This is a genomic window from Paenibacillus sp. JT22N12 (genome assembly GCF_056269365.1).
Genome location: NZ_JBWDNU010000007.1, coordinates 59,771 through 72,141, shown reverse-complemented (window position 1 = coordinate 72,141; position 12,371 = coordinate 59,771). Strand labels below are relative to the sequence as shown.

General features: G+C 39.1%; 12 protein-coding genes. All 12 read left to right on the top strand.

Going from position 1 to position 12,371, the window contains the following annotated elements; translation table 11 throughout:
• Nucleotides 1-24: 24 nt before the first annotated feature.
• The 12 genes from AC0YOA_RS23725 (at nucleotide 25) to AC0YOA_RS23670 (ending at nucleotide 12,343) form a co-directional block, all read left to right on the top strand.
• The gene (locus tag AC0YOA_RS23725; RefSeq protein WP_475788749.1) at nucleotides 25-1,170 is read left to right on the top strand and encodes a DegT/DnrJ/EryC1/StrS family aminotransferase; all 1,146 of its coding nucleotides are present in this window, start codon (nucleotides 25-27) and stop codon (nucleotides 1,168-1,170) included.
• 24 nt (nucleotides 1,171-1,194) lie between these two features.
• On the top strand, nucleotides 1,195-2,385 hold the full coding sequence (locus AC0YOA_RS23720; protein ID WP_475788748.1) for a glycosyltransferase: 1,191 nt from the start codon (nucleotides 1,195-1,197) through the stop codon (nucleotides 2,383-2,385).
• Between the two features lie 39 nt (nucleotides 2,386-2,424).
• Nucleotides 2,425-4,032, top strand: a complete 1,608-nt coding sequence (gene aepX, locus AC0YOA_RS23715) for a phosphoenolpyruvate mutase (RefSeq protein WP_475788747.1) — start codon at nucleotides 2,425-2,427, stop codon at nucleotides 4,030-4,032.
• Nucleotides 4,022-5,155, top strand: a complete 1,134-nt coding sequence (aepY, locus tag AC0YOA_RS23710; protein ID WP_475788746.1) for a phosphonopyruvate decarboxylase — start codon at nucleotides 4,022-4,024, stop codon at nucleotides 5,153-5,155. The genes aepX and aepY overlap by 11 nt, the downstream gene beginning before the upstream one ends.
• A 17-nt stretch (nucleotides 5,156-5,172) precedes the next feature.
• The gene (locus AC0YOA_RS23705; protein WP_475788745.1) at nucleotides 5,173-5,892 is read left to right on the top strand and encodes a phosphocholine cytidylyltransferase family protein; all 720 of its coding nucleotides are present in this window, start codon (nucleotides 5,173-5,175) and stop codon (nucleotides 5,890-5,892) included.
• Nucleotides 5,840-6,997 (top strand): phosphonoacetaldehyde reductase, encoded by a 1,158-nt coding sequence (locus AC0YOA_RS23700; protein WP_475788744.1) that lies wholly within the window; start codon nucleotides 5,840-5,842, stop codon nucleotides 6,995-6,997. The genes AC0YOA_RS23705 and AC0YOA_RS23700 overlap by 53 nt, the downstream gene beginning before the upstream one ends.
• A gap of 28 nt (nucleotides 6,998-7,025) precedes the next feature.
• Nucleotides 7,026-7,727, top strand: coding sequence for a CDP-alcohol phosphatidyltransferase family protein (locus tag AC0YOA_RS23695; protein ID WP_475788743.1), 702 nt, complete (start codon nucleotides 7,026-7,028; stop codon nucleotides 7,725-7,727).
• Nucleotides 7,728-7,756: 29 nt separating this feature from the next.
• Nucleotides 7,757-8,296, top strand: a complete 540-nt coding sequence (pseH, locus tag AC0YOA_RS23690) for a UDP-4-amino-4,6-dideoxy-N-acetyl-beta-L-altrosamine N-acetyltransferase (RefSeq protein WP_475788742.1) — start codon at nucleotides 7,757-7,759, stop codon at nucleotides 8,294-8,296.
• Nucleotides 8,297-8,441: 145 nt separating this feature from the next.
• Complete coding sequence (locus tag AC0YOA_RS23685) at nucleotides 8,442-8,684, top strand: acyl carrier protein (protein WP_475788741.1); 243 nt, start codon at nucleotides 8,442-8,444, stop codon at nucleotides 8,682-8,684.
• Entirely contained in the window at nucleotides 8,684-10,144 is a 1,461-nt protein-coding gene (locus tag AC0YOA_RS23680) for a class I adenylate-forming enzyme family protein (RefSeq protein ID WP_475788740.1), read from the top strand. Before AC0YOA_RS23685 ends, AC0YOA_RS23680 begins: the two co-directional genes overlap by 1 nt.
• Nucleotides 10,141-11,217 carry an iron-containing alcohol dehydrogenase gene (locus tag AC0YOA_RS23675; RefSeq protein ID WP_475788739.1) on the top strand — a complete coding sequence of 359 codons (1,077 nt, stop codon included), beginning with the start codon at nucleotides 10,141-10,143 and terminating at the stop codon, nucleotides 11,215-11,217. The genes AC0YOA_RS23680 and AC0YOA_RS23675 overlap by 4 nt, the downstream gene beginning before the upstream one ends.
• Nucleotides 11,210-12,343 carry a LuxE/PaaK family acyltransferase gene (locus tag AC0YOA_RS23670; protein WP_475788738.1) on the top strand — a complete coding sequence of 378 codons (1,134 nt, stop codon included), beginning with the start codon at nucleotides 11,210-11,212 and terminating at the stop codon, nucleotides 12,341-12,343. Before AC0YOA_RS23675 ends, AC0YOA_RS23670 begins: the two co-directional genes overlap by 8 nt.
• Nucleotides 12,344-12,371: the final 28 nt, after the last annotated feature.

The window sequence follows — 12,371 nt, the reverse complement described above, 5'->3', positions numbered from 1 at the left end:
TTATATTAAGTGAGGCTAGAAAGTATGATAAACGGGATAAAGAGTTTTGCACAACCGATCTATGTGACAAGACCACTGCTGCCAGATTTAAACAGGGTACAAGATAAATTATTTGAGGTATGGGGTTCTAAACAACTCACTAACATGGGAAAGCAACATTCTATGCTAGAGCATAAACTGATCAATTTTTTGAATGTGGGAAATCTTTCATTGTTTAATAATGGAACCCTTGCATTAGTGATGGCTTGTAAATTACTAGATCTTAAAGGTGAAGTAATTACAACTCCGTTTACTTTTGCAGCAACACCCCATTCTTTAACATGGAATAACCTTAAACCTGTATTCTGTGATATTAATTCAACTGATTTAACTTTAGATCCTCAAAAAATTGAAGATGCAATAACCGAGAAAACATCTGCTATTCTTGGAGTACATGTGTATGGAAACCCTTGTGATGTTATAGAGATTCAAAAAATAGCGGATAAATATAATTTGAAAATAATTTATGATGGTGCTCATTCCTTTGGAACAGAAATTAATGGTGTAGGTATTGGAAATTATGGGGATATTACAATGTTTAGTTTTCATGCAACAAAACTTTTTCATAGTATTGAAGGTGGTGCTTTAACCCTTAATAGTGATCATGCTGCGCGAAGCAATAAATTGAATCTTTTAAAAAATTTTGGCATACAGAATGAGGATGAAGTTATCCTGCCAGGATTAAATGGAAAATTGAATGAAGTTCAGAGTGCCATTGGGCTATTGGTGCTTGATATGGTAAAAGAAGAGCAGGAAAAACGAAAAAAGATTTCCGATATTTACAAAGAAAACTTAACAGATATCGACAACATATCTATTGTGGAATCATTAACAAATAATCTTAAGAATAGTTATCAGTATTTCCCAATAAAAATTGAAGGGCAACATTCTAGTAGTACAAGAGACTATGTATATAATGAACTTAAGAAATATAATGTTTTTTCTAGAAAATATTTTTATCCATTATGCAGCCAGTATGAATGTTATTCTCATTTACCATCTTCCGCGGATTCGAATTTACCAGTTGCAGTAAAGGCATCAAAAGAGATTCTTTGTCTCCCATATTATGGTGCATTAGAGGAAAGTGATGTTGAACATATTTGTTACTTAATAAAAGGAATTTTGCGCTAAGTTTTGGAAAGGCGATGATAAAGCATGCCAATGGTAAAAGTAAGTATATTTATAGTTACTTTTAATCATGATAAGTATATTGCTCAAGCGATAGAGAGTGTGTTGATGCAAATAACAGATTTCGATTTTGAACTTGTGATTGCAGATGATTGTTCAACAGATACTACAAGAACAATATTAAATGATTACCAATTAAGATATCCTGATAAGATCCGTTTAATTTATAATGGTCACAATATAGGAGCGATGAGTAATTTTTCTCAAATTATTAAAGTGTGCTCTGGTAAATTTACAGCAATATTAGATGGTGATGATTACTGGACTTCGCCATATAAGCTTGGAAAGCAGGTAGATTTATTAGAAAAAAATCTTGATTTATCTATATGTTTTACTCGTGCTAGAGTGTTTTATGAAGATAATAGCTTTCCTCATTTTTATGCGCCTCCACACACTTCTGTAGCAAAATTGACAATAGTAGATTTATTTAATGATTACTTTATGGCCACATCTTCTGTAATGTTTCGTACAGGACTAATAAAGGAATTTCCAGAATGGTATTACAATCTGCCTATAGGTGATAGACCATTACATATATTGAATGCCCAGTATGGAAATATTGGATTCATCGACAAGGAAATGAGCGCTTACAGAATACATTCAAAGGGTATATGGTCACTAAAACATAGGGAACACAAAGTTTTCTATTTAAAAGAAAAAATCAGAATGCTAGAAAATTTTGATAGATACTTTGAGAATAAATATAATTCTGAAATAAATGAGGCTGTTACACGGTACCGTTTAATGATAATTATGGAGGAGATATCAAGAAACAAGGAGAAAGTGAATAAAGAAAGTTTATTAAGGACATTAAATTTAATTAAAAAAAATGTAAATGGAGAATTAACACGGGAAAATCAGATAATTATTTTTGGAACAGGAAATTTTTCTGAAACTGTTTTTAGTTTATGTGAATTACTGGAGATTCCTGTTTCGTATTTAGTGGATAATGATATTAGGAAGTGGAATACATTAAAATGGAATCTTCCTATATTAAATCCTGATGAGTTAAAAAAAGAAAATAAAGAATCAATTTATATATTAATTTCAAGCATGTATTACAAGGATATTGCAAACCAACTAGATAGCATGGGGTTTGAGGAATTTACTAACTACTGTAATGGACTTTCTCCTCATTTTTTTACCCAATATTTATAAATAATTTTTATATAAGATGAGATCAGAGGAGACTACACAATGAATAAGTCAACGCAGCTCAAGAAAATGATCCAGTCAAACGAACTAGAATTTATTATGGAAGCCCACAATGGGTTGTCCGCTAAAATCGTTGAGGAGGCCGGCTTCAAGGGGATTTGGGGAAGTGGTCTCTCTATATCGGCAGCGCTAGGTGTGAGAGATAATAATGAAGCCTCATGGACACAGGTACTCGAAGTCTTGGAATTCATGAGTGATTCAACAACTATACCGATCCTGTTAGATGGCGATACCGGATATGGAAATTTTAATAACATGAGGCGTTTGGTTCGTAAATTAGAACAACGAAATATTGCAGGGGTTTGTATTGAAGATAAACTGTTCCCTAAAACGAATTCATTCATTAATGGAGAAGCCCAACCTTTAGCGGAGATCGATGAATTCTGCGGCAAAATTAAAGCTGCTAAGGACGAACAGAAGGATGATGATTTTGTTGTAGTCGCCAGATTGGAAGCTTTTATTGCAGGTTGGGGGTTGGAAGAAGCCCTTCGTAGAGGAGAAGCTTACCGGGAGGCAGGGGCGGATGCGATTCTTGTACACAGCAAAAAGTCAAATCCTTCTGATATTGAAGCATTTTGTGCAGAGTGGGGAAATCGCCATCCGCTGGTTATCGTACCAACTAAATATTACTCTACACCAACTGATCGATTCCGGGAACTGCAAATCAGCATGGCAATATGGGCAAATCACAATGTGCGTACAGCCATTACAGCTATGCAGGCAACGGTCAATACTATTTATAGAGACCAAAGCTTGGTGAATGTAGAAGGTCAAGTGGCTACGGTTGCAGAGATTTTTCGGATTCAGGGAGCGGATGAGTTAAAGTTGGCTGAGAAAAAATATTTACCAACAAACGGAAAGGATGTTAATGCGATAATACTGGCTGCTTCTCAAGGTGAGGATCTTGTTGAATTGACTGAGAACATGCCTAAAGCCTTATTGAAAGTCAATGGAAAGACACTTTTGCACACGCAGGTGAGTGAATTCAACCACGCAGGGATTAAAGAGATTGCTGTAGTGCGCGGCTTCGGCAAAGATCAGATACAAGGTGGAAACCTGAAGACAATCGATAACGACAACTATGCTATCACTAAAGAATTATATTCATTGTGGACGGCTAAAGAAGAATTAAAGGAGAATACAATTATCAGTTATGGTGATATTATTTTTAAACCATATGTACTGCACGAGTTATTGAATACAGATGATGCTATCACCATAGTAGTTGATGCCGATAGTCAAGTTGTTGAAGGAGATTATTGTGATTATGTTAAAGCCGACAAAAAATATACCAAAAGCGTTTTTAATGAATCTATTAAACTTGAAGTCATGAGCAATACAATTTCGGCTCAACAGCTGGATGGAGAGTTCATAGGATTGTGGAAAGTAAATGAGCAAGGAGCAGCCATAGTTAAGAACGTTTTAGAAGAGCTATCAGCCAATCAGCAGTTTCCTCAAATGAGAATGAGTGATCTGCTTAATGCAATAATTGACGTTCACCCTGTAAATATTTTATATATAAAGGGTTCTTGGCTAGACGTGGATAATGTGATCGACCTCCAAAAGGCAGGAGAATTATATGTCCATTAATACATACCAATTTGGAGAATTGTTGAAGCAAGCCGGATTTGATTTTTATTCCGGTGTCCCCTGTTCTTTTCTCAAAAATTTAATAAATTATGCTATTAACGAGTGTGACTATGTAATGGCAGCTAATGAAGGGGATGCAGTCGCTACCTGTGCAGGAGCTTACCTTGGAGGCAGAAAGTCTGTCTTCCTCTGTCAAAACTCCGGCTTAACCAACGCTGTATCTCCCCTTACCTCTCTGAACTACACATTTCAAATTCCTGTGCTTGGTTTTGTTAGTTTGCGGGGAGAACAAGGGCTGCAGGATGAGCCCCAGCATGAGCTGATGGGAGTTATAACGACAGATCTGCTGGACGTTATGCGTATTGAATGGGCATATTTGTCGGATGACATTAATGATGCAGAAGATCAATTAAGGGAAGCGAATAAAGTTATAGAAGGGAAGCGGTCCTTCTTTTTTGTTGTGCGTCAAGGGAGATTTGAATCTGTTAAACTTAAAGAACAACCTGAGAAGGAAACAAGATTTCATGATATAAAAAAGATGACAGGGACGAACCAATTACCAAGACGAATTGAGGTTCTCTCTACTCTCCAGCAATTAAGTGATTCCAATTTGATATTAATGGCAACAACAGGCGTTACTGGAAGAGAACTGTATGAATTATCCGATGAATCCAATCAATTTTATATGGTCGGCTCTATGGGTTGTATAGGTGCATTTTCTTTAGGAATGGCATTGGCAAGACCGGATAAGCAGATTGTTTGCATCGATGGAGATGGCTCATTGCTCATGCGAATGGGTTCTATGGCGACGAACAGTTATTACAGCCCATCTAATCTGTTTCACTTATTACTGGACAATAATGCCCATGAATCAACAGGCGGGCAGTCCACTGTTTCCAATATTGTCGATTTTGTAGGTTTAGCTGCATCAGCTGGCTATGACAATGTAGTTCATTTGCATGATTTGAATGAATTAAAGGAGCAATTGAATAGTTGGAAGTCTGAACAGAAGCTGACTTTCGGTTACATTAGAACGAGTCAGGGAATCAAAAATAATTTGGGCCGGCCAAAAGTTAAGCCGTATGAGGTAAAAGAGCGTTTGATGGAATGGATAGTCAATTAAAATCTGCGGAGGTCTTCATGGTGAAAAAGGCGGTTATTGTCGCAGCAGGATTGTCCAGCAGGCTGTATCCACTTACGTTAGATTATCCAAAAGGGCTTCTAGAGATTAATGGGCAATTATTGCTTGAACGTTCCATAGAGGCACTTCATTCCATTGGCATAACGGATATCGCCGTTGTTGTGGGCTATAGAAAAGATCAGATTAAAGAGGCATTGGGGCCGGATATTTATTACATATTCAACCCCTTTTATAAGGAATGTAACAACATGGGTTCGCTATGGCATGCAAAATCATTTGTTGGGGAAGATGAGTTTATTTATTTGCATGGTGATATTATTTATGAGTACAGCCTTTTAGAATTAGCCTTAAAGGAATATAAGGCTCACGGTTATGATTTAGATTTAGTCACGGATATGGGTAGTGTAGATGAAGAAGCTATGAAAGTAAAGGCAAACGGAAGTGGAATGTTGCTGATGTCGGATAAAAACATTCCTTTCGAAGAAAGTCTGGGAGAGTGGACAGGGATTGCCTTTGTCCGCAACCCTGTCCCTGTTTTTGAAAGTATAGAGCATATATTGTATAACCAAGGCCTCAACTATTATGATACATTTGCTTTTACCAAAATGGCACGGGAAGGTCATCAAATCAAGTGCAGTGCGACGCATTCCCGAAAATGGATTGAAATTGATTTTCTGGACGATTACGAGCGGGCAAAGGAGCTGTTCCCAGCTGATTAATTTTCAATATCATAATCCAGTGCGGATTACCTTTGGTGAAGGTGCAATTAATGAGCTTGAAGCAATTATTGGTGATCGTACAGTCTTGCTTATAACGACACCAGGTTTTAGATGTCGTGGAGTAGTGGATAGGCTGTGTTCCAAATACTCTGGTATAAAGTATGTAATTGATAGTGTGATGCCGAATCCTACTTTAGCGCAATTGAAACATCTGTATTTGGAATCACTGCTTATGGATTATGAACTCATTATAGCTTTAGGTGGAGGCAGCGTGATGGATAGTGCCAAGGTGCTATCGGTAAGACATCCACAACCCGTATTTTCTAAGGTAGAAAAACTGGTGAAAAATGCCCCCTGCTCTGAACATGATTACTCCATAACGCCTATGATCGCAATTCCCACAACGGCTGGTTCAGGAAGCGAGTTAACGCCATGGGCAACGGTGTGGGACGATGAAGAGAAACGTAAATATTCTTTGTTTCTGAAGGATACATGGTATCACAGCTGTATTTGTGATCCGGAACTGACATATTCGGTTTCTAGGGAAGTTACTATTCAATCCGGTATGGATGCTTTGTCTCACGCATTGGAGTCTATTTGGAATGTAAAAGCAAATCCGATAACGATTCAATATGCCATTACTGCGGCTATCGGAATTACTGAAACATTACCGCTTCTGGTAAATGATTTGCGGAATATAGAATATAGAAGACAAATGATGTTATCCTCTATGAATGCGGCCCTGGCATTTTCGAATACTCAGACATCGATTGCGCATGCCATGTCATATTATATGACTTTGAATAAGGGTGTCCCTCATGGGATTGCCAGCAGTTTTACGTTACCGGTAATTATCGATGCTGTTACGGGTCTAAGTGAAGTTGTCGATAGAGCAATGGAGAATATTTTCGGAAGTAACCCTGCTCTGCAACTTCGTGAAATAATGGCACGTATCGGAATATCCAGCGATTTCAGGCATTATGGGTTGACATGGGAGGATTGGGGACATATTGAAGCTACCCTCGATACGACAGGACGAACACAGAATAGCATAGTGAAAATGGAAAAATTCATGAAATGCTTAAGAAAAAACATTGACAATTGAGCTAGCAGATTGAGGGGGCAAAGTGGGCATGTCAATGGACAATACAAGCTTTAAAAAACGCTACGTAGCCCATACGGAAAGAAAATTTGAATATATAACCAATTATTTTGTTCTTCTCACCACCACTCCAATATTGACGAGACTCTCCATCCTTTTCCGGTTAACTCCGAACATGGTAACATTTTTATCGGGGATTTTTGGAATTGTCGCCGCGGCTTTTTTTTATTTAGGGCACTGGGTGTGGGGTGCGATTATTTTACAGCTTCACTATCACTTGGATTTGGTTGATGGGAATCTTGCCAGGCTAACCAATAGGAAAAGCCCCTTTGGTGCAAAATTTGATCGAATCACGGATCAAGTGGTTCGCTTTTCTGTGTTTTTAGGTGTAGCACTTGGTGTTGAAGCGGAGTTATGGCTGAAAATTTTATTTTTCTTTACCCCTTATTTGGATATCCTGATCGTTCATCTCTATGTATTACCCTTTATGAAAAAAGGACCTCTAGTGAGAGCCAAGTGGAAGGAATGGTTTCTATCGAAAGGTATCATTCCGGGATTTGATATTTTTATGATTTACGTTCTGATCTCTTTATTCAGTTTATTTGGTGCCATGACATTGTTAATGTATCTTATCATTGTTGGGAAGAACTTGGATTGGATTTATAGAGTTTGGGAATGTATGAAGACAAAGTGGTCCCAAAAAAAAGCGATTCAAAAAATCATTAAATATTGAATTTCAAATTATCCAGGAGACTACTGATTATGCTGAGCTTTATTAAACTACGGGAAGAGCATCTTGAACTGGTGCTGAGTTGGCGGATTAAGCCCGAAGTTACAAAATACATGTTTTCCGATGTGGAAAACGATATGGAGAAACACCGGGCATGGTTTTATCGAATAAAAGATGATCCCAGACAACGGTATTGGCTGATTTCATTGAGTGATCAACTTATTGGCCTGGTTTCATTAAATGAAATTGACTGGTTTCATCGGCGGTGCAGCTGGGCATTTTATATAGGCGAGGACAGTGCCAGATTATTTGGGGCCATGATAGCCCCCTATGTGTATCATTATGTGTTTGAAGAACTTAACTTTATTAAAATTATGGGTGAAGTTATGGAAGGGAACGAGAACGTTAGAAAAATTCACCTCGTTCAAGGATGCAGAGAAGTAGGCACTTATCGGAGACATATTTTCAAGGAAGGGCATTACCATGACGTTTATCTTTTTGAACTGTTAAATTCAGATTGGACACATTTGAAGACACGTTATGAGAAATGTGTAGCTGAATTTGAAAGCTAAGAATAGGAGTAAGAAGGACGCCACAGAGGCATGGCGTACTTCTTACTCCTATTATGCTTATGCTATAATACAAAGCATCATACTACTGAATAAAAAGGCGATATTTGCCGATAAAAGTTATATACCAATTTTGGAGGAATAAATAATGAGCGATGGCAATAATAAGCTGAAAAACTTGTTGGTGGATATTTTTATGATGGATGAGAACGATTATAAAGATGAGAATGGTCCAGATGAAATTGAGGGCTGGGACAGTTTGGCTACAGTTTCGATGGCTGTGGCTCTTCAGCAGGAGTTTGGTCATCACATGACTGTCGATGAAGTGGTGGAAATCCATACGATTGGTGATATTAAAAACTATTTGCGCTCCAAGGGCATAGATGTATAATGACAATTTTGGAACAGCTGAAAAGGCAGGCAGCAAGCCATCCTGGTCAGACATTTATCCGATCAGACGATGGTGACTGGTCATATTCTGATTTTTTTTTGGAAGTATCTCTGTTTGCAGGCTATTTAACAAGAGTACATCAAGTAACGAGCGGACAACGTATTATTCTTTGCTTTCCTAACGAGATAGAGTATCTGATTGCTTACTTCGCTTGCTGGTATGCGGGAGCCACCGCTATACCGGTTGATTATGATATCCGGGCGCAAACATTGGAACGGATTACTGAAGATGCTATGCCACAATTAATCCTCTTGAGCCGTCAGAAACAGATGATTTCTGCTCTGAATGTCCCTCTTGTATCTTTTCCGGAACGTTCAGTGTATGAAGTAGAAGTAAACGCTTCTGAGCCTATCTCAGTAACTCTATCAGATTGTGCGCTTATTATGTACACAAGTGGAACGACTAGTAGGCCCAAAGGAGTTATGTTATCACATGAAAGTATAGTTTTTACTACTCAAAGAATCGTGGAGTGGGCGGAGCTGCGACCGTATAATTGCGAATCCACTGTGCTAAGGCTAAGTCATTCTTTTGGGCTTGGACATGTACATTGTGCTATTCTCCTGGGGTCGAGTTTATATTTGACCCCGTCATTCCGGGAGCCAAAAAGGTTTATTGATTTGATTGCAAATAAGGGAATCACTGGGTTTCCGGCAACTCCCGCTATGATTTATCTGCTTTTAACTTACCATCGTGAAGCATTCCTGAGGGCTTGCCAAAATCTTTCTTATATTATTATTAATACATCACCAATCTCAGGTGAACTTGTTCAGGACTTGTTGGATTCTCTGCCCCACGTCCGCATTTATATGTATTATGGCCTGACAGAAGCGAGCCGTACTTCTTTTATCGCGTATCGCAAAAATAATAACAAGTTAGGAAGCGTTGGGCAATCTCCAGAAGGCGTGCAAATCAGAGTTGATTCCACAACGCACGAAATACAAATAAGCGGAAAAAACCTTATGATGGGATATTTGAATGAACCACAAAGCTTTATGAAAGATGGATGGTTTGCAACTGGAGATATCGGTGCGTTTGATGAGGATGGTTTTTTATTTGTGACGGGTCGAATTAAAGAACAAATTAACGTGGATGGTATGAAAGTTAATCCAATTGAAGTGGAACAAGTCATAAAAAAACATCCGTTTGTCAAAGAATGTATCGTGTTTGGAGTCGCGGATCCGTTGACTTTTGAAAAAATTGTCGGTGTCATTGTCTGTGAAGCTTATCAGGAAAACCAGCGGGAATTGTTCGCTGATATCAAAAAGTGGTGTAAAGGGGATCTCGAGTTATATAAAATTCCTCGTGAGTTTCAGATTTGGAATGAAATTCCTTTGACGGACAGTGGAAAACCTAAAAGGGTGGAAGCGCGCAGCATATGGGAGAAGGGAGAGACACTATGAAGGGTCTAAGTTGGCCAAAGATAGAAGAGCAGCGTGGATTACTCAATGATGTATCATCCGCTTTATATCAGGATGCCTTATGGGTGATTTCTCCTTCACTTCGATATAAGCTCTCCAAAGAATTGCCGTTAAACCGGGTGTTTGAAGCTAGTCAAGCAAGTGAACAAGTTTTACTGGCCCTGCAACAGCGGGTGGAGGCAACGAATCCGACCATGATTATTGCTGTTGGCGGTGGTAAAGTACTCGATCTTGCAAAGCTGGCAGCTAGAACGTGCAAGCTGGAAAACCGATCAATGTGGTTCTCTAAAAATATAATGAAGGAACTGCAGCTTTCAAATCCCCTTTATCTCGTAGTAGTACCTTCTACCGCTGGTTCGGGAAGTGAGTCAAGCGAGACAGCGGTATTGACCGTGAATGGTGTTAAACTACCACTTCACGCTCCGTATTTGCTAGCGAATAAAATTATACTTGATGGTACACTTCTTCATGATGCTCCCAGCCGGGTTCTACTGAACGGGCTATGGGATACGTTGGTCCATGCGCTGGAAAGTGCAGTTTCACCTATTGCAACGGCCCAGACGAAATTTCATTCGTTGGAGACCTTTCGAAGCAGCAAAGATATTATTGATAAATTTATAAAATCAGGCGGATTATCAGAATTCGATGCATCTGCTGTGCAGTGGAATAGCTTGCGTGCCGGAAAAGCGCAAAGTGCAGCATCGGTTGGACTGGTACACGCCTTGGCACATCAAGTTGAGCTGCCTAACCAATGGCATGGTGAAGCATGTGCCCGTTTACTTTCCAGGGTGCTTCGCAAAAATAGGGAGAAAGCGGAAGAGAAGCTAACCCAGTTTGCGCATTCGGTTCATTTTTCCAGTTTGGATGACATGCTGGAATGGATAGATTGTTCTGTACAGCAAAGCGTAGGGAGTTACCATCCGTTGTCTCTTGAACGTTCAACTAAAGATTCCGTTGTGCAGGCAATCGCAATAGATCCTTGTTTTCGTACGAACCCTGTCTTTTGGACAAGAACAGAAATAGCGATATGGCTGGAGACGTGGTTTTATGAATAAAGAAATTCCGGGAGCCTTTATTAATGAAATTGGCGTATATGAACTAGCAGAATTTGAAAAGAGGAATTGGTTCACATCAGTTATGAGAGAGCTTGTGGATTGGCATAGAACCGGTTGCCGGGAATATAATCGATTTTTAAATGGAAGCGGCCATGCAGGGATTGAATGCCATTCAATAAATAATGAGGATATCCCTTATTTACCCACTTCAATTTTCAAACGATTTCAATTAAAAAGCTCTAATTCGTCTGAGTTATCTGCAAAAATGAAAGCTATTCAATCCAGTAGCACATCTACTGGGATACCATCGCAAATATTTGTTGATGATGTCACTTCCTCACGCCAGAAGAAATCGGTCCAGATGATTTTCGATAGTTTTTTGGGAACTGACCGAAGGCCGTATATTATCTTTGATGCTATGGAAACAGCTAAGGGAAAGAATACTTTATCAGCTCGTGGAGCGGCTATTATGTCATTAATGGGCTATGCAAGCCAATTCTTCTTTGTTATGGATTATCATGATGGTCAGCTCGTTCTGAATGAGGAGAAACTAGAAGCAGCTGTGAAAGCTTCTAGAGAGGCAGGGAATTTCATCGCGTATGGATTTACATACATTTTGTATCAGGCCCATGAGAAATTAAAATCATTTGGTCAGACTTTCGAAGGCTTTGGTAAAAATAGTTTCTTGATTCATAGCGGAGGATGGAAAAAGCTCCAAAGTCTAGCTGTCGATAAAGACTCTTTTAACCGAAGCATTTCTTCCGTTTGGACATTGGATTCATCACAAGTCATTGATTTCTATGGGCTTGTGGAACAAACGGGAGTTATTTACCCGGATTGCCCATATGGGAACAAGCATGTTCCTTACTATGCCGATGTTATTATCAGGAATCCCCATACTCTAAAATCGGTGCCCACCGGGCAGACGGGCTTAATTCAACTGCAATATTTGCTTCCGTTATCCAGCCCTAATCACTCTGTCATCACTGATGATCTGGGGCAAATTGTTGATATTGACAATTGTCCCTGCGGACGAAAGGGGAAAGCATTTCGTTTTGTTGGACGTGCTCCAAAAGCAGAGATTCGCGGTTGTGGAGATGTTTACGCCGAAGGGAAATTAATGTGATCATTCAACCTTATAAGTCGTCGGATAT

Excerpts from the sequence above, each read along its gene's own strand:
- AC0YOA_RS23725 (WP_475788749.1), top strand. The coding sequence starts at position 25 with ATGATAAACGGGATAAAGAGTTTTGCACAACCGATCTATGTGACAAGA.
- pseH (WP_475788742.1), top strand. The coding sequence starts at position 7,757 with ATGCTGAGCTTTATTAAACTACGGGAAGAGCATCTTGAACTGGTGCTG.
- AC0YOA_RS23670 (WP_475788738.1), top strand. The coding sequence starts at position 11,210 with ATGAATAAAGAAATTCCGGGAGCCTTTATTAATGAAATTGGCGTATAT.
- aepY (WP_475788746.1), top strand. The coding sequence starts at position 4,022 with ATGTCCATTAATACATACCAATTTGGAGAATTGTTGAAGCAAGCCGGA.
- AC0YOA_RS23685 (WP_475788741.1), top strand. The coding sequence starts at position 8,442 with ATGAGCGATGGCAATAATAAGCTGAAAAACTTGTTGGTGGATATTTTT.
- AC0YOA_RS23720 (WP_475788748.1), top strand. The coding sequence starts at position 1,195 with ATGCCAATGGTAAAAGTAAGTATATTTATAGTTACTTTTAATCATGAT.
- AC0YOA_RS23675 (WP_475788739.1), top strand. The coding sequence starts at position 10,141 with ATGAAGGGTCTAAGTTGGCCAAAGATAGAAGAGCAGCGTGGATTACTC.
- AC0YOA_RS23695 (WP_475788743.1), top strand. The coding sequence starts at position 7,026 with ATGTCAATGGACAATACAAGCTTTAAAAAACGCTACGTAGCCCATACG.
- aepX (WP_475788747.1), top strand. The coding sequence starts at position 2,425 with ATGAATAAGTCAACGCAGCTCAAGAAAATGATCCAGTCAAACGAACTA.
- AC0YOA_RS23680 (WP_475788740.1), top strand. The coding sequence starts at position 8,684 with ATGACAATTTTGGAACAGCTGAAAAGGCAGGCAGCAAGCCATCCTGGT.
- AC0YOA_RS23705 (WP_475788745.1), top strand. The coding sequence starts at position 5,173 with ATGGTGAAAAAGGCGGTTATTGTCGCAGCAGGATTGTCCAGCAGGCTG.